This window comes from Nonomuraea montanisoli (assembly GCF_013363975.1).
In the GTDB taxonomy this organism is placed as follows: Bacteria; Actinomycetota; Actinomycetes; order Streptosporangiales; family Streptosporangiaceae; genus Nonomuraea; species Nonomuraea montanisoli.
Map to the genome: position 1 here is coordinate 86,918 of NZ_JABWGN010000010.1, position 18,665 is coordinate 105,582.

The 18,665-nt window shown below is 71.4% G+C and carries 18 protein-coding genes and 1 pseudogene; 13 read left to right on the plus strand and 6 right to left on the minus strand.

What is annotated here, in order from left to right; all coding sequences use genetic code 11:
* Positions 1–71: 71 nt before the first annotated feature.
* The 3 genes and pseudogenes from HTZ77_RS25795 to HTZ77_RS25800 all read right to left on the minus strand — a co-directional run bounded on the left by HTZ77_RS25795 (position 72) and on the right by HTZ77_RS25800 (position 2,068).
* Complete coding sequence (locus HTZ77_RS25795; protein WP_328808762.1) at positions 72–596, minus strand: recombinase family protein; 525 nt, start codon at positions 594–596, stop codon at positions 72–74.
* Positions 597–861: 265 nt separating this feature from the next.
* A pseudogene (locus HTZ77_RS48940) lies at positions 862–906 on the minus strand (hypothetical protein); the annotation flags it as partial.
* Positions 907–1,195: 289 nt separating this feature from the next.
* Entirely contained in the window at positions 1,196–2,068 is an 873-nt protein-coding gene (locus HTZ77_RS25800) for a hypothetical protein (protein ID WP_175592280.1), read from the minus strand.
* Positions 2,069–2,779: 711 nt separating this feature from the next.
* On the opposite strand from HTZ77_RS25800, the gene HTZ77_RS25805 reads away from it, so the two are divergent.
* The 4 genes from HTZ77_RS25805 to HTZ77_RS25820 all read left to right on the plus strand — a co-directional run bounded on the left by HTZ77_RS25805 (position 2,780) and on the right by HTZ77_RS25820 (position 5,544).
* Positions 2,780–3,091 carry a hypothetical protein gene (locus HTZ77_RS25805; RefSeq protein WP_175592281.1) on the plus strand — a complete coding sequence of 104 codons (312 nt, stop codon included), beginning with the start codon at positions 2,780–2,782 and terminating at the stop codon, positions 3,089–3,091.
* 98 nt (positions 3,092–3,189) lie between these two features.
* On the plus strand, positions 3,190–4,113 hold the full coding sequence (locus tag HTZ77_RS25810) for an AbfB domain-containing protein (protein WP_175592282.1): 924 nt from the start codon (positions 3,190–3,192) through the stop codon (positions 4,111–4,113).
* A gap of 119 nt (positions 4,114–4,232) precedes the next feature.
* Positions 4,233–5,036, plus strand: a complete 804-nt coding sequence (locus HTZ77_RS25815; RefSeq protein WP_328808763.1) for an ArsR/SmtB family transcription factor — start codon at positions 4,233–4,235, stop codon at positions 5,034–5,036.
* 16 nt (positions 5,037–5,052) lie between these two features.
* Positions 5,053–5,544, plus strand: a complete 492-nt coding sequence (locus HTZ77_RS25820) for a hypothetical protein (RefSeq protein WP_175592283.1) — start codon at positions 5,053–5,055, stop codon at positions 5,542–5,544.
* 23 nt (positions 5,545–5,567) lie between these two features.
* Here HTZ77_RS25820 and HTZ77_RS25825 read toward each other — a convergent pair whose 3' ends face one another.
* On the minus strand, positions 5,568–6,557 hold the full coding sequence (locus HTZ77_RS25825; protein WP_175592284.1) for a LacI family DNA-binding transcriptional regulator: 990 nt from the start codon (positions 6,555–6,557) through the stop codon (positions 5,568–5,570).
* A gap of 181 nt (positions 6,558–6,738) precedes the next feature.
* Between HTZ77_RS25825 and HTZ77_RS25830 the strand changes: the two genes are divergently transcribed.
* A complete protein-coding gene (locus tag HTZ77_RS25830; protein ID WP_175592285.1) occupies positions 6,739–7,623 on the plus strand; it encodes an amidohydrolase family protein in 885 nt (294 codons plus the stop codon).
* The gene (locus HTZ77_RS25835; protein WP_328808764.1) at positions 7,620–8,282 is read left to right on the plus strand and encodes a cysteine dioxygenase; all 663 of its coding nucleotides are present in this window, start codon (positions 7,620–7,622) and stop codon (positions 8,280–8,282) included. The genes HTZ77_RS25830 and HTZ77_RS25835 overlap by 4 nt, the downstream gene beginning before the upstream one ends.
* 52 nt (positions 8,283–8,334) lie before the next feature.
* On the opposite strand, the gene HTZ77_RS25840 is transcribed toward HTZ77_RS25835, so the two are convergent.
* A complete protein-coding gene (locus HTZ77_RS25840) occupies positions 8,335–9,018 on the minus strand; it encodes a (2Fe-2S)-binding protein (protein ID WP_175592286.1) in 684 nt (227 codons plus the stop codon).
* A 127-nt stretch (positions 9,019–9,145) separates the two neighbouring features.
* Here HTZ77_RS25840 and HTZ77_RS25845 point away from each other — a divergent pair, with 127 nt between their 5' ends.
* The gene (locus tag HTZ77_RS25845; protein ID WP_328808765.1) at positions 9,146–10,126 is read left to right on the plus strand and encodes a LacI family DNA-binding transcriptional regulator; all 981 of its coding nucleotides are present in this window, start codon (positions 9,146–9,148) and stop codon (positions 10,124–10,126) included.
* Positions 10,127–10,177: 51 nt separating this feature from the next.
* Here HTZ77_RS25845 and HTZ77_RS25850 read toward each other — a convergent pair whose 3' ends face one another.
* On the minus strand, positions 10,178–11,476 hold the full coding sequence (locus tag HTZ77_RS25850) for an MFS transporter (RefSeq protein WP_328808766.1): 1,299 nt from the start codon (positions 11,474–11,476) through the stop codon (positions 10,178–10,180).
* Between the two features lie 88 nt (positions 11,477–11,564).
* On the opposite strand from HTZ77_RS25850, the gene HTZ77_RS25855 reads away from it, so the two are divergent.
* From HTZ77_RS25855 to HTZ77_RS25880, 6 genes are all read left to right on the plus strand, one after another.
* Positions 11,565–12,545: an ArsR/SmtB family transcription factor gene (locus HTZ77_RS25855; protein ID WP_328808767.1), complete on the plus strand. Its 981-nt coding sequence runs from the start codon at positions 11,565–11,567 to the stop codon at positions 12,543–12,545.
* Between the two features lie 182 nt (positions 12,546–12,727).
* Positions 12,728–13,687 (plus strand): sugar-binding transcriptional regulator, encoded by a 960-nt coding sequence (locus HTZ77_RS25860; RefSeq protein WP_175592287.1) that lies wholly within the window; start codon positions 12,728–12,730, stop codon positions 13,685–13,687.
* A gap of 273 nt (positions 13,688–13,960) precedes the next feature.
* A complete protein-coding gene (locus HTZ77_RS25865) occupies positions 13,961–15,046 on the plus strand; it encodes an ABC transporter substrate-binding protein (RefSeq protein WP_175592288.1) in 1,086 nt (361 codons plus the stop codon).
* A 45-nt stretch (positions 15,047–15,091) separates the two neighbouring features.
* Positions 15,092–15,913 carry an ATP-binding cassette domain-containing protein gene (locus HTZ77_RS25870; RefSeq protein ID WP_205303520.1) on the plus strand — a complete coding sequence of 274 codons (822 nt, stop codon included), beginning with the start codon at positions 15,092–15,094 and terminating at the stop codon, positions 15,911–15,913.
* Positions 15,914–15,918: 5 nt separating this feature from the next.
* The gene (locus tag HTZ77_RS25875) at positions 15,919–17,145 is read left to right on the plus strand and encodes a sugar ABC transporter permease (protein ID WP_175592582.1); all 1,227 of its coding nucleotides are present in this window, start codon (positions 15,919–15,921) and stop codon (positions 17,143–17,145) included.
* Positions 17,145–18,632 (plus strand): FGGY-family carbohydrate kinase, encoded by a 1,488-nt coding sequence (locus HTZ77_RS25880; RefSeq protein WP_175592289.1) that lies wholly within the window; start codon positions 17,145–17,147, stop codon positions 18,630–18,632. The genes HTZ77_RS25875 and HTZ77_RS25880 overlap by 1 nt, the downstream gene beginning before the upstream one ends.
* Positions 18,633–18,665 lie beyond the last annotated feature (33 nt).

Sequence of the window (18,665 nt, forward strand, 5' to 3'; positions counted from 1 at the left end):
TCGCCCAGGCCGTCAACCCACAGCCCGCGCCCCCGCGCCTGACTCGCCCCTGGCTCCGCGGGTCTCGAGCCTCAGCCGGACGTGTCCGGCGAGATGCTGCACTGGCCGGCATCGGCCAGCGCGCGATATAGCGAGGCGACCGACGGCGCCCGGCCGGCGTTCTTCCCTGTGGTGATCTTCAGCTTGGCGGCGATCTCGGGAATCGGGATGCCCTTGGCTCTCAGCGCCTGGGCGAGGGTAAGCATGTCGTCGTCGATGACCTTCGGGCGGCCGCCGTGATGGCCGCGTGCGGCGGCCGCGTGCTGTCCCTCCAGGGTTTTGTCGCGGATGTAGTCGCGGTCGAGTTGGGCGGAGACGGCCAGGACGGCGAACAGCATCGCGCCTAGCCCGTTCGGGTCGTAGACGCCGGTCAATGGGCCGGTCAGCAGCTCCAGTTGGATCCCGGCCGCCTGTAGCCCGCCGGCCAGCGCCATCAGCTCGGCGGCGTTGCGCGCGGGCCGCTTCAGCTCGTGCACGGTGAAGACGACCGTCTGGCCGGGTGCGGCCGACTTGATATCCCGACACAACGCCAGCGCGGCATCCAGCTCGGGCCGCACCTTGATCCGCGTGGAGATCTTCTCGGCGAAGATCCGCGTGCACCCGGCCAGCGCGCAACGCCAACAGCTGGCTGTCCAGCTCCTGGTCCTTGGTCGAACAGCGCGCGTATCCGATCCGGATCGCCGGGGCGGACGAAGCGACCTCGGCGGCCGCCACCGGGGCCAGCGCCTGCCAGCGCGCACCCGGGCGGCGACCGGCCGGAACCGCCACCTCCAGCAGCTCGCGCAGCGCGGGCACCAGGATGAAGCGCGCGGTGTGGTACTTGGAGGCGACCTTCCCACCCCGTGTCCGGCACGGAGAGGGGGCCATCACCTCGCAACTCGGGCAGTCAAACCGCTCGACCGCCGCGGCGGCCTCCTCCGGTGTCAGCTCCACCCGCCGATTCTCGCAGAACCTCCTCGCACAACCCTCCAGTTCTGCGAGGAGTTTTGCGAATGGCGACCTGCGCGAACTGGTCGCGGACGAGCTTGCGCGCCTGACGGGCGTGCTTCATCCCCCACTGTGAGGACGAAACCGGCGCGCAGCCCTGCGGCCGCATCGACAAAGAACCGATGAACAGCTCAGCCATCTGACCGATCTGCCGAGCCAGGCCATGGAGCTATGTAGTCACTTTTACCGGGCTAGCTGTTGGAGGCTCGGGCGCAGGATCTCCAACGCTGCTAAGAATCTTCTGTCCTTGGGCATCAACCAATCTGGTGATCGCCTGTTGCGCTGCACCAAATACTGCAGCCCAGCCAAGGATCTGAGCACTAGTGTCGAGATTGCTCAGCCCTGGTATGAAGCGGCCTTGAATCAACAGCAGCCCTATAACAGCTGATATGGCCCCAGCCGGAAGTTTGAGAAAAGCTAGAACTATCGGAAGTGTGAAGGGTGTGGATGTTCCGTAAATGAGTCGAAGGCCAATGGCGCCTACCAGGGCTGCTGCGGATAGGCCCATCAATTCCACTATTAGAATATCCCACTTGACTGGCCTGCTCCCGATGGGGCACGCCGGCCCTGTCTGGGGGTCATTGAAGCAAAGCTTTATGAGGGTGGGATCAGCAAGTCCTATTACGCCAAGGGTCAGAGCTATTAGGGTGAGGACCGCCGTGGTGATGGTGATTATATTTCGGAAGCTGCGAACTCTGGCCTTCTCTAGCTGATCAGCGATATTGGCTGCCTGCAGGACGCTTATAGCCAGATAGCGATCTCCTGCGTTGAGTTTGCCGTCCGAGCCCAGACGCTCTTTCAGTTTGATCCTTCGTGGATCGGATGGAGGCAGATGCATTTCGGCGCGGGCAAGGATATCGTTTCCCCACCAGGCGAGCTCCTCGGGAGGGAGCAGTCGGAGCAAGGCAGCCTCCGCCTTGTGAATGTTGGCCCACGTTCGTTCAGTGGCGTAGCCAAAAAGTCCAGCTATCGGTCCACGAAGGGATGCAGCGGCTTCACGTGCTGCAGACAGATGCTGGCTAGCTCCCGTCTTCGATGACATCGCAGCTAAGGGCGTCGAGTTGATGCTGTAGTTCTGCAATATAGGCAAGAGCGCGCTGACGCCATGAAGTTGCCCTCAGGCCAGCAACGTCGTGAAGTGGCTTGTCCACCTGGATCCTCTAGAGATGAGAGATTCGGGCTGTGCACAGTGGATACCCAACTGTATGTCCATTTCTGGTCATTGCAGCTTCATGAATTTGTAACGGCAGAATGCGATCAAGTTTCATTTCCCGGCCCCGGGCTGGGGAGACTCCTGGCGATGCGATGGGCCAAGCGCTCGGCGCGCATTTGTGAACCTGCGTAAAGTCGCCGGCTTCCTCCACGCCGCTGGACTGGACGACGTCGAGCGGGCCGCGCTCGACCAGGGAGTGACCGTACGACGCGGCACGGGCTACACCTTGCGTATAACCGCCGTTCCAGTCGTGCACCGCGGGCTCCTCGACCGCTGTCAGTCGCTCAACGGTGGCCAGGGCGCCCCGGCGGTCCTGTGGATGGCTCATGATGACCGCTCCGCTGACCCTGTCCCGCCTGGTCTGCGTCGCGCCTATCCAGGGCCGCCCGGCTCGGCCCGGCGGCAGCCCTGCCGCTGGGCCACCCTGCCGCCTTGGCGTTCTGGGTCTGCCCCGCAAAGAGGCCATAAATCTCCAATGGTTACACTGAGTGGCGGATAGGGTACTTAGCGTTACGACATCTCTTGCTGAGAGGACTTCTCATGGCCCAACGCATTCGTGCCGGCGCAACTACTCGCGGAGAAGGGTGGAAACCCTATAACGGTGGCCACGGCATCTACATCGACGTCGACACTAGCGACGCACGGTTCCCGACCACCCCCTTCTACTTCACCTCCATCGGCGGCAAGTCCGAACAGTGGGCATTGGTCGGCCCCAGCGCCGTCTACTTCCCCAAGCCCGACGGCTTTCGGGTTTACGTGCGGTGGAGCGACGGCTCCGCGCTAACCCCCGCCCGAGCCAAGGACAACGAGTGGTACATCAACTGGATCGGCTTCGTGCACGTGGACGAATAGCGTCGCGGCGGCCGCTGCTATGCCTGCATGACGCAATGCTGGCGCGCTCGGCGGCCTTCTCCACATCGGCCGGGTCTGCCAGGTTGAGGGTGCCCGTAGTGTCCGAGACCGCGGGCACCCTCAACTCGGGGGTGGGCATCGAGGGCAACCGTGACCGTGACCCCGGCTATGAGCACGCGAAGGCGGCCCCTGAAACGAGGCGAACCGCGCAGCCTGCTCATCGGACAAGAACTGCGCGAAATCTGGCCTGGAACCAGGGGCTCGACCTCTACGGGTACGCCGACAACCGGATCATGAAGGCCGCCGAGTACGTCGCGAGGTACAACCTCGGCCAGAGCGTGCCGTTCTCCACCTACACCTGGGGCACCGGCCAGAACTGCGCCCGCCGTGAGCAGACCGTGATCTCCGACGCCTCCCGGGGCCAGGACCGGCCGGTGTGGGAGCTGCTGTACAACCACTACGCCAACCGCCGGGGCCTGGCGGTGCCGTACACCAAGGCGTACGCAGAGCGGGTGCGCGCCGAGGGCGGCGGCGGCGACTACGGGCCCAACAGCGGCGGGTTCGACCAGCTCGGCTTCGGCACGCTCCTCTACACCCGCGCCGCCCCCGCCGCCGGCGGCGCCCTCCTCCAGGCGGGCACGTCCCGGCGGCTGCTGTCGGTCAACTTCCCGGAGGAGGGGATCGGCGCCTCCGGCGCGCCGGCCGTCCTGGGCGAGGCGGTGACGCTGCGGGTCGTGCCGGGCCTGGCCGACGCCGAGGGGTTCTCGTTCGTGGACGGGGACGGGCGCTACCTGCGGCACAGGGACTTCCGGCTGCGCTTCGACGGCGACGACGGGACGACGCTGTTCGAGCGCGACGCCACCTTCCACGCCCGGGCGGCGGGGACCGGGCGGCTGCGGCTGGAGTCGGCCAACTACCCGGGCCGGTTCGTCCGGCACCGCCACCACCAGCTCTGGCTCGACAAGGACCAGGACACCTCCGCCTTCCGCGCCGACAGCACCTTCCGCCCCACCGCTCCCTGATCGTCCCGCTGCTCCCTGAGTCACACCGACGGCCCATGACGTGCGCCTCCACGCCCTGGAGGCGCACGTCAGGGCCGCACGGTTGACTTTATGCAGGCATATACCTGCATAATCGAGGTGTGAGCCACGAAGCGAGTGACATGGACCCGGTCTTCAGAGCGCTGGCCGATCCCACCAGACGGCTCCTGCTCGACCGGCTGCGCGAGCACAACGGCCAGACGCTGCGCGAGCTGTGCGAGCGCCTGGACATGGCGCGCCAGTCGGCGACGCAGCATCTCGACATCCTGGAGCGGGCCGGCCTCGTGACCGTCGTGCGGCGCGGACGGGAACGGCTCCACTACCTCAACCCGATGCCCATCCACGAGATCGAGGAGCGCTGGATCTCCGGATTCGACCGGCCCCGCCTGCGGGCCCTCAGCGCCATCAAGAACCAGGCAGAGGAGTACGCCATGACCGACGGACCCGCATCCGTACCGACCTACGTCTACGTCACCTACATCCGCGCGAACCCGGAGCAGGTGTGGCACGCCCTGACCGACGCGGACCTGACGGCGCGCTACTGGGGGCACGCCAACGTCTCGGACTGGCAGCCGGGCTCGACCTGGGAGCACCGCCGCGTCGACGGATCGGGCGCCGTCGACGTCGTCGGCAAGGTGATCGAGGCGGAGCCTCCGACACGGCTGGTCATCACCTTCGAGGACGCCCCCGAGTCACCGAGGGAGCCGTCGGTCGTCACCTTCCTCGTCGAACCGCACCACGACATCGTCCGCCTCACCGTGACCCACGAGAACCTCGCCAACATGGAGATGTTCGGCGGCATCTCGCACGGATGGCCGGCCGTGTGCGCGAACCTCAAGTCGTTGCTGGAGACCGGCGAGGTCCTCCCCCAGGCGCCGTGGGACATGTCCCCCGCGCACCACTGAACCAGGAGGAGGACCCATGGACACCACCCCCCTGCGGGACGCCTACGGCGCCCTGCTCGACGCCGCCGCCACGGTGGCCGGCTCCGGCGACCCGAGCCCCGGCCCGCCGCCGGGCGAGTGGGACGCCGACCAGATCCTGGCGCACGTCGCCCTCGTCACCTCCGCCACCATCGCCGCCGCCGCCTCCGTGGCCTCGGGGGCCAACACGACGTACGACAACCGCATGGCGCTCGACACGTGGACCATCGGCCGCGTCATCGCGCTGAGCGGTGGCGGCGCGGGCCTCCGGGACCGCGTCCGCCGCCAGGGCGAGGCCCTGTGCGCGCTCGGCGGACCGGCGCTCGGCGAGGCCGAACTCGGCACTCCGGTGCCCACGCTGCTCCTGTCCAACGGCACGGTCCTGGTCGATCAGCCCGTGCCGCTGCGGGACCTCGTCACGGGCCTGGCGGAGGTCGAGCTGCCGGGCCACACCGAACAGCTCCTGGCCCTCCTGGGGGACGGAGCCTGACCGCCCGTCCGCGACCTGGGCTGTCAGCCCAGGTCGCGGACCGAGCCGCGCTCCTTGAGCGTCGGCCGCTGGACGACCCGGCGGCGCCGGGCGCCCCCGTCGGCGGCGGCCGACACCAGCCGGACCGCCGCCTTCACGATGCCGTCGATGTTCCAGTCGACGGTGCTCAGCCCCGGCGTGAGCAGCCCGGACATCGGGTGGTCGTCGTAGCCCATGACCGAGACGTCGCCGGGGATCGACAGGCCGAGCTCCTGCGCCGCCGCGTAGACGCCGTACGCGATCGAGTCGGAGAAGCAGAACACCGCCGTGGGACCGCCCGGGCGCAGCGCGCGGTGCGCGGCCTCGGTGGCGGCGGTCAGGCCGTGGGCGGCGGTCAACACCTCCATGTCGAGCCCGAGCCGCTCGGCCTCGGCCGTCACGTGGACGTCGGCGGGCCGGTCGGGCGTGCTGGGGCGGGTCGGGGTCAGCACCGCGATCCGGCGGTGGCCCAGCTCGCGCAGATGCTCCAGGGCCAGCGTGACACCGCTGCGGTTGTCGAAGACGACCTCGGCCGCCGTGCCGGCCAGCGAGTCGCCGATCGCCACGACGGGCACGGACTCGCACAGCTCCGGCCAGAACGCCGCCGCCGGGTCGAGCGGCTGCACGATCATGCCGTCGACCCGCTGGTCGCGTAGTTGCTGGGCGAGCGCGCGCTCGCGGGCCGGGTCGCCGACGGCGTCGAGGATGAGGGCGTAGCGGTCCTTCTCCCGCAGACCCCGGCTGATGCCGACGGCGAGCGACTGCTGCCAGAGGTCCTCCAGGGAGCCGCACAGCAGCCCGATCATGCCGGTACGCCCGCTGGCCAGGGCGCGGGCGATGGGGTCGGCCTCGTAGCCGAGCTCTGCCGCCGCCGCGCGCACCCGCTCCATGGTCTCCTCCGAGACCTGCAGGCCGCGCAGCGCGTAGGAAACGGCCGCGGGCGACAGACCGGTCGCCTTGGCCACTTCCCGGATCGTCGCTCTCTTCCGGGGCATTGGATCAGCCTATTGGGTGCCGCCGACAGAAACCCGTATCGCTGACGAACACCCGTTGACAGCAGCGAGGTGAAGCGGTTCACTGAACCGTATCACTGAAGCGATTCACCCCCTTCGTCACACAACATGCGATCAGTAACCTATATTATCAGTAGGAAATGCAGGGAGGAGGCGATCAGCCGTGGCCGTGGACGTGCACCAGCATCTGTGGACGCGTGAGTTCATCGAGGCGCTGCGCGCCCGCACGACCCCTCCCCACCTGGACGGCTGGACCCTCCACCTCGACGGCGAACCCCCGTACGAGGTGAACCCGGCCGACCACGGCCCCCGCGACACCACGGGGCTCGACCTCGCGCTGGTGTCGCTGTCGAGCCCGCTCGGCATCGAGTTCCTGCCGCCCGAGGAGTCCTGGCCGCTGATCGACGCCTACCACGAGGGCGCGCTCGGACTCGGCGAGCCGTACGGCGCGTGGGCAGCCACCTGCCACAGCGACCCCGACCCCGAGCGGCTGGCGCGCGACCTCGACCGGGGGTTCGCCGGGCTGCAGATCCCCGCCACGGCGCTGCCCGACGACCGCCTCCTGAAGGTCCTCACCGACCGCGACCTGCCCCTGTTCGTCCACCCGGGCCCGGCCGCCCCGCCACGCGCCGGCGAGGCGCCGCAGCCGGCCGAGGCGCCGTCGTGGTGGCCGGCGGTCGTGCCGTACGTGCAGCAGATGCACACGGCCTGGCACTACTTCCACGCGGTCGTCCGCCCGCGCCACCCCGGCCTGCGCGTGTGCTTCGCGCTGCTGGCCGGTCTGGCGCCGCTCCACTCCGAGCGGCTGATCGCCCGGGGCGGCGGCGGTCGCGGCCGGGTCGATCCCGGCTTCTTCGTGGAGACCTCCTCGTACGGCCCGCGCGCGATCGACGCGATCGTCCGCGAGCTCGGCGTCGACGTCGTCGTCAACGGCTCCGACGCCCCCTACGCCACCGCACCCGACCCGGGCCTCGGCGAGGCCGCCGCGCACGCCATCCGGGTCACCAACCCCCGTCGTCTGCTCGCCAGAAAGGAGACTCGTACGTGAACGAGGGCACCGAATCGACCATCGGCCCGGTCGCCGCCGCACCCGGCAACCCGGACATCGACCACGGCAACGCGCGCCAGACCCAGGACGGGGGTGTCTGCGCCGACCTGCCCGAGCGCGCGCTCGACCGGCGCGAGTTGCGCACACTGGTCGACACACTGGCCGCCAGCCCCGACCAGTGGGAGCACGAGGTGGACTTCCCCGAGGACGGCGGACGGCACTACGCCTCGCTGTACCGGGACGCGTACGTGGACGTGTGGCTGCTGTGCTGGCGTCCGGAGGACGACACGGGCTGGCACGACCACGACGTGTCGTCCGGCGCGGTCCACGTGGTGCGGGGCGCGCTGCTGGAGTGCAACCCGCGCATCGGCGGCGAGCACCTGGAGACGGTGGTGCCGGAGGGGCGCTCGTTCTCGTTCGGGCCGGACCACATCCACCGGCTGACCGGCGCCACGCACGGCAGCGTCTCGATCCACGCCTACTCGCCGCCGCTGTGGCGGCTCGGGCAGTACTCGATCGACGGGACCGGCGTGATGCGCCGCGTCTCGGTCAGCTACGCCGACGAGCTGCGCCCCCTCGACGACATGGCGCCGCCGGCGGACGAGGCCGTCGCCAGGTCCGACGGGGCCGCCGCGCTCGCCGACGAGGCCGTCGCCTGACGCCGGGCGCCCCGGACCAGGCGGATCGGCCGGGTCAGAAGGGTCGGGCGGATCAGGCGGATCCGGGGCGCGGCTTCAGTACGCAGCAGCTTCCGCAGGGCTCCACGTCCGGTAGGGTCACCCACAGGCAGCAGGTCCTGCGGAAGTACGCGTCGCCGGCCGGCTCGACGAGCCCGTCGACCGGCCGCCCGATCTCGCGCAGCAGCGCCATGTAGTCGCCGGGCTCGATGAGGGTCAGCGGGTGGGCGAACGCCTCGGCGGTCGAGCCCCACAGCGTGCGCTCCCCGACCTTGGCCATCCCGCTGAGGACCCGCACCAGCGGCGCCTGCGACTCCTCCAGCGCCTCGCGGATCGCCTCCGGCCCGGAGCCCCAGCGCACCCGGGACGCGCCGATCGTCACCCCGGCCTCGGAGACCTTGAAGTACGTCTCGGCGAGCGGCATGACCGGGATCGGCCCGCCGAGCGCCCAGGCCAGCGCCATCGGCAGCGTGTGCCAGTAGCCGTAGGTCTTCCAGAACAGCGCCGCGCCGACGTGGCGGGGGGCGTTCCAGCGGGCCGCCGTCTGGTCGACGAGCTCTCCCAGCAGCGTGTACGGCTGGCGCAGCAGCTCGGTCGCGGGCGTCCACGTCGCGTCGGGCGTGACGACGAGCCCCGGAGGCACGCCGATCACCCCGCTCCGCTCGGTCGCGAGGCGTTCCAGCACCCCGGTCACGTCGCGCACCTCGGTCGCCACCACGCCGCCCACACTCCCGGAATCAATAGGTAAGCCTTACCTAAGGTATCAGGGGTCCGCTCGTCAAGGTCAACCCGGCATCCTGGGTGACAACGTTGTCTGCCTCACCGGCATGGGACATGATCCTGGCGTGAGACCGACGATGAAGGACGTGGCCTCGGCCGCCGGGGTGGCGCTCAAGACCGTGTCCCGGGTGGTGAACGACGAGCCCGGCGTCCACCCGGCCACGGCCGCACGGGTGCGCGAGGCCATCGACCGCCTCGGCTACAGCCGCAACGAGAGCGCCCGGGTGCTCCGCGCGGGCCGCACGTCCACGGTCGGCCTGGTCATCGAGGACCTCGCCGACCCCTTCTACTCGGCGCTCGGCCGGGCCGTCGAGGACGTCGTCATCGGCGAGGGCTGCCTGCTGCTGAGCGCCTCGTCGAGCGAGGACCCGGCGCGGGAGCGCGAGCTGGTGCGCACGTTCTGCGCGCGCCGGGTGGACGGGCTCATCATGGTCCCGGCCGGGCACGACCACTCGTACCTGCGCCAGGAGCTGGAGGCGGGCACACCGGCGGTGTTCGCGGACCGGCCGCCGGAGCCGGGGCTCGACGTGGACACCGTGCTGTGCGACAACGCGGGCGGCGCGGAGCTGGCGACCCGGCACCTGCTCGCGCACGGGCACCGCAGGATCGCCTTCCTCGGCGACGACCCGTCGATCTTCACGGCCGCGCGGCGGCTGCACGGCTACCGCTCCGCGATGGGCCACCTGTACGACGAGCGGCTGGTCGCGATGCGGACGCCCACGCCCGGTTCGGTACGGGCCGACCTGGAGCGCATGCTGCTGCTGGACCGGCCGCCGACGGCGCTGTTCACGGGCAACGGCCGCGTCACGGTGACGGCGCTGCGGGCCCTGGAGGGGCGGCGGATGGCGCTGGCCGGGTTCGACGACTTCGAGCTGGCCGACCTGCTGGCGCCGGGCGTGACGGTGGTGGCGCAGGACCCGGCGGGGATGGGCCGGATCGCGGCGGAGCTGCTGTTCCGGCGCCTGTCGGGCGACGACGCCCCGTCGCGCCACGTCACGCTCCCGGTACGCCTCATCCCCCGCGGCTCGGGCGAACTCCCTCCGTGACCTCCCCATCCCCTGCCCCGCCGACGTCCTCCGCGACACAGTCTGCGGCACCTAGTGCGCGGGCCCCGAAGCACCGTCCGCGACAGCTTCCGCACCGGCCTCCGTCACCCCCTGCGTGGCGTCCCCCGTGGGAGCCTCCCCGGGCTCCTCGCGCCCGGACCGGAAGACCGGAATGAGCGCCAGGGCGGCCGCGATGCCGGTCGCGCCCGCCGCGGCGATCGCCACCCTCGGCCCGAACGTCTCGCCGAGCGCCCCCACCAGGGCCGCGCCCACCGCCTGGCCGGTCATCAGCCCCGCCGACAGCAGCCCGTACGCCTGCCCGCGCACCCCCTCCGGCACGGCCTCCAGGGACCGGCGCTGCAACCCGAGCTGGTAGGCCAGCCCGGCGGTGGCGAGCGCGGCGAGCGCCGCCGCCCAGCCCGCGCCCGGCCCGGCGAGGAAGCCCAGCCACGGCAGCCCGAGGAGCACGGCCAGCGGCAGCGACAGCCGCTCCCGCAGCCCTGGCCCCGCGAACCGGCCGACCGCGAACTCCCCGGCCGCCATGCCCACGGCCGCCACCGCCAGCACCGCGCCGGCCCGGCCCTGCCCGCCGAGGTAGGGCACGATCATCGCCTCGGCGCCGGCCAGGCACGCGGGCGGCAGCCAGCTCGCCAGCAGCAGCCCGCGCACCCGCCGGTCCCGCACCAGCAGCCCGTTCACGCGCACGGTGGAGCGCACCGCCCCGGCACCGCGCTCGCTCCGGACGGCGGACGTCACGTTCCGGGCAGGCCGCTGGGGCAGGCCCAGCCGCAGCACCACCGCGGCCACCGCCGCCAGCACCGCCGTGACCCCCAGCGCCCCCTCCGGGCCCGTGGCCGCGAGGAACGCTCCCCCGAGCGACAGCCCCGCGATCTGCGCCGCCGCCGAGGTCACCCCCATGAGCGAGCGGGCCAGCACGAACGCGTCCCCCGGCAGCACGTCGGGCAGCATCGCGTTGCGCGCCGCGCCGAACACCGGCGAGAACAGCCCCGTCAGCAGCACCAGCGCGAGCATCGCCCACACCGGCAGCCCGCCGTACGCGAGCGCCAGGCACACCGCCACCCGCACCACCTCGCCGGCCACCATGAGCCCCCGGGCGGGCAGCCGGTCGGCCAGCGACAGCAGGAACAGCCCGCCGAGGATGTAGGGCAGCCACCCCACCATGTACGCGGCGGCCGACAGCCCCGGCGACCCGGTCTGCGCGTACACCAGCACCGACAGCGCCAGCATCTTGACCGCGTCGCCCACGATCATCAGCGCGAAGCTCCCGAACAGGACCCGGAACTCCCGGACCGCGAACACCTCCTTGAACGTCGCCCCACGCCCGCTCACAGCACCCCCGTCTTCACACGTCTCTTCACCGTCCCGATGGTGGCGACCAGGGACGATCCCGGGCGAACGTTTCGGATATAACCGAAAGGTGTTCACCATCGAGGTCACGCCCCAGGACGTGGCCGCCAGCCGGTTCGCCATCTCGCCGCTGATCGAGACCATGCACGCCCAGTGGGTCCTGTCCGGCCGGGTGGCGGCGGGACCGCACCGGCGCTGGGTGGAGCGGTGGCGCGGGCCGTACCTGGAGCTCGAACGCGCCTGCCCCGCGCTGCGCGCCACGGCCGCGATCACCGGCAACCGGGGCGACAACGTCGACTTCGTCGCCCCGCCGCCCGCCGGGATGAGCGTGCCGTTCGAGACGGAGCTCGCCGCGATGCGCACCACGCCGGTCGCGCAGGCCCACGCGGAGATCACGGCGGTGCTGGCCGGCCGGCCGCCGGTGCCCGCGTGGGTGCGGGAGCTGCTGCTCGGCCCCGAGGTGGTGCGGGCGCTGGCGGACGCCTTCGAGGCCCTGTGGCGGGAGATCGTCTCCCGCTCCTGGCCGCGCTTCCACGCGGCGCTGGAACGGGACGTGATCCAGCGGGCCGGGCGGCTGGCCACGTACGGCTGGGCCGCGGCGCTCGGCGACCTCAGCTCGCAGGTGCGCTGGCGCGAGGGCCGCATCGAGATCGAGATGAGGAGCGGCGCCGACGAGCGGCACCGGCTCGGCGGGCGCGGGCTGCTGTTCCTGCCGTCGGTGTTCACCGGCAACGTGGGCGCCTACCTGGAGGAGGCGTGGCCGTACGCGCTGATCTATCCGGCGAGGGGCGTGGCGGTGGAGCCGCGGCCGGCCGACGCGGGGCTCGCGGCGCTGGTCGGGCGCAGCCGCGCGCGCATCCTGGCCGAGCTGGCCGTGCCCGCGACGACCACGCACCTCGCGGCCCTGCTGGAGCAGAGCGTCGGGACCACGGGCGGGCATCTCGCGGCCCTGCGCGGCACGGGTCTGGTGACCGGAACGCGCTCCGGCCGCTCGGTCCTCTACACGCGCACGCCCCTGGGAGACGCGCTCGTCGCGGGGTCGCTTCCCTGACCCCGTGCCCGTCGCGTTGCTGAGGCCGTCCTCAGGGTTCGCAGGTGCCGGTCACGCCGAGGTCCGGGGCTCGCTAGCCTTTTCTCGGAGTGTGCGGAGGTATAGTCGGTGCGCATCCGTTCTGCACACGTGTTCACGCACCTGATCTCGCAGTTGATCTCGCACCCAGGGGGACCGCGCGCATGAATGCCGCCGACGTCGCACCGGAGGCCCAGACCAGGTTCCCTCAGGAGCTGATGTACGCGGCCGCCTCCCAGTACTACCTGGAGGACGCGACCCAGGCCGACATCGCCAAGCGGCTGGGCGTCAGCAGGGCGACCGTGAGCCGCCTGCTCACCGAGGCGCGCCGCCACGGCATCGTCGAGATCCGCGTCCACCGCCCCGCGACCCTGGAGGAGGGCCCGCTGGCCGCCGAGCTGGCCGAGGCCCTGCGGCTCCAGCGCGTCTACCTGGTCCCCAAGGTCAGCGGCCCGGCGCTGGGCCCGTGGCTGGCCCCCGGGCTCGCCAGGGCGCTGGCGGGCGTCGGGCTGACGGCCGGCGACACCGTGCTCGTCTCCTCCGGCAGCACGGTGTACGAGTGCGCGCGCGAGAGCCTGGGCCACTTCCCCGGCGTGACGATCGCGCCGGCCGTGGGCGGCCAGGAGGACCCGCAGCCCTGGTTCCAGACCAACGAGACCACCCGGCTGCTCGCCGAGCGGGTCGGCGGCATGCCCAGCTACCTCTACGCGCCCGCGCTGCCGGGTCCCGAGCTGTTCGCCTCGCTCCAGCACGAGCCGTCGGTCCGGCGGGTCATGGACCTGTGGGCGCACGCCAAGTGCGCGATCGTCGGCGTGGGCTCGCCCCCGCTGATGCGGCAGGTCACGCCCGCCTTCGTGCCCCGCTACGCCGACAGCCTGCGCCAGGCCGTGGGCGACGTCTGCTCCCGCTTCTACGACCGCGACGGCGAGACGGTGGGCTTCCCCGGCAGCGAGCGGCTGGTCGCCACCGGCCTGGAGGAGCTGCGCCGCATCCCGTTCTCGATCGCGGTGGCGGCCGGCCCCGAGAAGGTCGTCTCGATCGTCGCCGGCGCCAAGGGCGGGTACTTCAACCAGCTCGTCACCGACGCCCTCACCGCCGAGAGCCTGCTCGCCGCCACCCGCTGATCCACGGTTCCCTTCCTGCCCTCGACGCGCGCGTCAAGGCACGCCTCCGTGCCTTGCCATGCGCGCGCCTTGCCATGCCCTCAGCCGACCTTCCTAGGTGAACCGCAGGTCAAACGCATGGAAATACCGTGAACACTTTTGCTGGACAAATATTCCGAGGTCGCGCTAGCGTGAAACGCACCACAGCACGGCGCCGACCGTGAGCGCTCCGTGCGTGGCCGGGATCCCGACCCGACCGGCTCCGCGAGGACCTAGCAAGTGAGGAAGCGACCCGTGAACAGAGCCAAGATCCGGACCTCCGCGCTCGCCGCGGCGGCAATCGCCGCGAGCGTCTCCCTGACCGCCTGCGGCTCGGGCTCCACCAACGGCGGCACCGGCTCAGGTGGCGGCGGCGTGGAGAACGCCAAGGTGGCCTTCCTCATGCCGGACCTGGCCTCCACCCGGTACGAGCTGGCCGACAAGCCGCTGTTCGAGGCCAAGATGAAGCAGCTCTGCCCGAGCTGCACGGTCATCTACCAGAACGCCGACTCCGACGCCGCCAAGCAGCAGCAGCAGGCCAACTCCGCCCTCGCACAGGGCGTCAAGGCCCTCGTGATCGACCCCGTCGACTCCGCCGCCGCGGCCACGATCGTCAAGACGGCGCAGTCCCAGAAGGTGCCGGTCATCGCCTACGACCGGCCCATCCCGGCCACCCCCGCCGACTACTACGTCTCGTTCGACAACGAGAAGATCGGCGCGATGATCGCCCAGTCGCTGGTGGACCACCTCAAGCAGGAGAACGCCAAGGGCGGGCTCCTGGAGGTCAACGGCTCCCCCACGGACGCCGCGGCCGGCCTGATCAAGAAGGGCATCCACAGCGCGATCGACCCGAGCGGCTTCAAGCTGCTCGCCGAGTACGACACCCCCGACTGGCAGCCCGAGAAGGCGCAGACCTGGGTCAGCGGCCAGATCACCCGCTTCGGCGACCAGATCGCGGGCGTGGTGGCCGCCAACGACGGCACCGGCGGCGGCGCGATCGCCGCGTTCAAGGCCGCGGGCGTGAAGGTGCCGCCGGTCACGGGCAACGACGCCGAGGTGGCCGCCGCCCAGCGGATCATCGCCGGCGACCAGTTCAACACCATCTCCAAGCCCATCAAGATCGTGGCCGAGGCGTCGGCGAACGTCGCCTTCCAGTTCATGAAGGGCGAGAAGCCGGCCGGCAAGACGACCCTCTACAACACCCCGTCCGAGCTGTTCGTGCCCACGGTCGTGACCCGGCAGAACATCAACGAGGTGCTGTTCCAGAGCGGGATCATGAAGGCGTCGGACGTGTGTACAGGTGCGTACGCCAAGGGCTGCACCGAGCTGGGCATCAAGTAGCCCACCTCGTACGGCTCGGCATCGAGTAGACCGACAGGAGACCCCTTGTCCTCCATCCGGCAAGCAGACAGCCAGCAGGCGGACGCCCCGCGCGCCGAGAGCGTCCTGTCGCTGCGCGGGATCCGCAAGACCTTCGGCGCCGTCGCGGCGCTGACGGACGTGGAGCTCGACGTGGCCGCCGGCCAGGTCGTGGCCGTGGTCGGCGACAACGGCGCCGGCAAGTCCACCCTGGTCAAGATCCTGTCGGGGGTCCACCCGCCGGACTCGGGCACGATCACGTTCGAGTCGCGCGAGGTGCACATCCCGACGCCGGCGGCGGCGCACAAGCTGGGCATCGCCACCGTCTTCCAGGACCTCGCCCTGTGCGAGAACCTCAACGTGATCCAGAACCTGTTCCTGGGCCAGGAGGTGCGCCCTCTCCGGCTCAACGACGTGGCGATGGAGACCCGCTCGTGGGAGCTGCTGCGGCAGCTCTCCGCGAAGATCCCCAGCGTGCGCGTGCCGGTGGCGTCGCTGTCCGGCGGCCAGCGTCAGACGGTCGCCATCGCGCGCTCGCTGCTCGGCGACCCGAAGGTCATCATCCTCGACGAGCCCACGGCCGCCCTGGGCGTCGCCCAGACGGCCGAGGTGCTCAACCTCGTCGAGCGGCTCCGCGAGAACGGGCTCGGCGTCATCATGATCAGCCACAACATGGCCGACGTGAAGGCCGTGGCCGACACCGTGGCCGTGCTCCGGCTCGGCCGCAACAACGGTGTCTTCGACGTCGCGGACGTCTCCACCGAGGACATCATCGCCGCCATCACCGGCGCCACCGACAACGTGGTGTCCCAGCGGCAGGCGCGCAGCAAGGAAGGGCTCTCGTCGTGAACAGCATGGTCACCACCGATCGCCAGGACGAGCGGCTGCAGAGCCGCGAGGGGCTGCGCGGCGCGATCACCGACGTGGTGGAGCGCGCCCGTGGCGGCGACCTGGGCGTGATCCCCGTCGTGGTCGGCCTGATCGTGATCTGGACCGTCCTGCAGATCCTCAACCCGGTGTTCCTGTCCAGCGCCAACCTGGTCAACCTCACGCTGGAGTCGGCCGCGGTCGGCGTCATCGCGCTCGGCATCGTGTGCGTCCTGCTCGTCGGCGAGATCGACCTGTCGGTCGGCTCGGTCAGCGGCCTGTCGGCGGCGGTGCTCGCGGTCCTGTTCGTCGGGCAGGGGCTGCCGGTGTGGCTGGCCATCGCCGCCTCCGTGATCATGGGCGCGGTGATCGGCTGGGTGTACGCGCAGCTCTACAACCGCTTCGGGGTGCCGAGCTTCGTCATCACCCTGGCCGGCCTGCTCGCCTTCCTCGGTCTCCAGCTCTACGTGCTGGGCACCAAGGGGTCGATCAACCTGCCGTTCGACTCCGGGCTGGTGGCCTTCGCCCAGCTCGACTTCGTGCCCGCGTGGCTGTCGTACACGTTCGCGGTGCTCGCGGCGGGCGGGCTGTTCGTCAGCGGCTACCTGCACGCCCGCGAGCGTCAGCGCGCCGGGCTGTCGGCCAGGGGCGTGCCCGTGCTGGCGCTGCGGAGCGCGGCGCTGCTCGTCGTGCTGCTGTTCGTGGTCTGGTACCTCGGCCAGACGCGCGGCGTGGGCTGGATGTTCGTCTTCTTCGTCGCCCTCGTCCTGATCATGCACTACTTCCTGTCCCGGACGAAGTGGGGCCGGTCGGTCTACGCGGTCGGCGGCAACGTCGAGGCGGCCCGGCGGGCCGGCATCAACGTCAGGGCCGTCTACACCTCGGTGTTCGTGCTCTGCTCGACGTTCGCCGCGGTGGGCGGCATCCTGGCCGCCGCCCGGCTGGCCGCGGCCAACCAGAGCAGCGGCACCGGCGACGTCAACCTCAACGCCATCGCCGCCGCGGTCATCGGCGGGACGAGCCTGTTCGGCGGGCGCGGCACCGCCTTCGGCGCGCTGCTCGGCATCATCGTCATCCAGTCCATCTCCAGCGGCCTGACCCTGCTCAACCTCGACTCCTCGATCCGGTTCGTGGTGACGGGCGTGGTGCTGCTGCTGGCCGTGGTGGTCGACTCGGTGGCGCGCAAGTCGCGCACCTCTCACGGAAGGGCCTGATGGCCGTCATCTGCGTCGACGCCGGCACCACGGTGATCAAGGCGGTCGGCTACGACGAGGAGGGCGCCGAGGTCGCGGTGGCCCGGCGCGAGACCCGCGTGTCCCGGCCCCTGCCGGGCCACGCCGAGCAGGACATGGACGACGTCTGGGACGCGGTCGCGCACACCGTGCGCGAGGTCGCGTCCCAGGTGGACGGGCCGGTCGGCTTCGTCGCCCTCACCGCGCAGGGCGACGGCGCCTGGCTCGTCGACCGCGACGGCCGTCCGACCGGCCCGGCGATCCTGTGGAACGACGCCCGCGCCGTCGCCGTGGTGGACCGCTGGAACCGCTCCGGCCTGGCCGAACGCGCCTTCCGCGGCAACGGCTCGTCGGCGGCCTCCGGGCTGCCGCACGCCATCCTGACCTGGCTGAACGAGCACGACCCGGACCGGATCACCGGCTCGGCCGCGCTCCTGACCTGCGGCGGGTGGATCTTCTCCCGCATGACCGGCGAGCTCGCGGCCGACGAGTCGGACGCCTCCGCCCCGTTCCTCGACCTGCGGGCGCGTTCCTACTCCCCCGACCTGCTGCGGCTGTTCGAGCTGGAGTGGGCGGAGCGGCTGCTGCCGGAGCTGCGCGACGACGAGCACCGCGTGGCCGGCCTGACCGCCGAGGCGGCCGGCGCGCTCGGGCTGCCGGCCGGCACCCCGGTCGTGATGGCCCCGTACGACATCGTCTCCACCGCGATCGGCGCGGGGGCCGTGCGGGCCGGGCAGGCGTGCAGCATCCTCGGCACCACGCTGTGCACCGAGACGATCGTCGCCGAGCCCGAGCTGGACGGCCCGGCCGTGGGCATCACCATCGCCGTCCCGGGCGGCTACCTGCGGGCCTTCCCCACCTTCGCCGGGACCGAGGTGCTGCAGTGGGCGTGCCGCATGCTGGGCCTGGCCGGCCCCGCCGAGCTCGGCGAGCTGGCCGCCGCAGCGCCGCCGGGCGCGTCCGGGCTGGCGTTCCTGCCGTACTTCTCGCCGGCCGGCGAGCGGGCGCCGTTCTCCGACCCGCTGGCCCGGGGCGCGTTCCTGGGCATGTCGTTCGAGCACGGCCGCGAGCACCTGGCGCGGGCCGTGCTGGAGGGGCTGACGCTGGTCGTCCAGGACTGCCTGGCCGCCTCCGGCGCGCCGGCCCGCGAGCTGCGGGTGTGCGGCGGCGGCTCGGCCAGCGACCTGTGGGTGCGGATGATCGCCGACGTCACCGGCGTGCCCGTGCTCCGCTCGGCCGACTCCGAGGTGGGCGCCCGGGGCGCGTTCCTCGTCGGCCTGGCCGCCACCGGCGCCGCCTCGGACATCGAGGCCGCCGCCGACCGGCACGTACGGCTGCGCGACGCCGTGCGCCCCGAACCGGGCGCGTACCGCACCGCGTACAAGGACTTCCTCGCCCTGCGCGAGACCACCGCGGGATCGTGGCCGCTGCTGGCCGAGATGCGCGCCCGCACGGGGGGCGGCGCATGACGGTGGCGCACCCCACGACGGACATGACGGGCA

Coding starts and splice junctions, on each gene's coding strand:
- HTZ77_RS25800 (WP_175592280.1), bottom strand. CDS start 2,068: ATGTCATCGAAGACGGGAGCTAGCCAGCATCTGTCTGCAGCACGTGAA.
- HTZ77_RS25805 (WP_175592281.1), top strand. CDS start 2,780: ATGGCCCAACGCATTCGTGCCGGCGCAACTACTCGCGGAGAAGGGTGG.
- HTZ77_RS25820 (WP_175592283.1), top strand. CDS start 5,053: ATGGACACCACCCCCCTGCGGGACGCCTACGGCGCCCTGCTCGACGCC.
- HTZ77_RS25825 (WP_175592284.1), bottom strand. CDS start 6,557: ATGCCCCGGAAGAGAGCGACGATCCGGGAAGTGGCCAAGGCGACCGGT.
- HTZ77_RS25860 (WP_175592287.1), top strand. CDS start 12,728: ATGAATGCCGCCGACGTCGCACCGGAGGCCCAGACCAGGTTCCCTCAG.
- HTZ77_RS25875 (WP_175592582.1), top strand. CDS start 15,919: ATGGTCACCACCGATCGCCAGGACGAGCGGCTGCAGAGCCGCGAGGGG.
- HTZ77_RS25880 (WP_175592289.1), top strand. CDS start 17,145: ATGGCCGTCATCTGCGTCGACGCCGGCACCACGGTGATCAAGGCGGTC.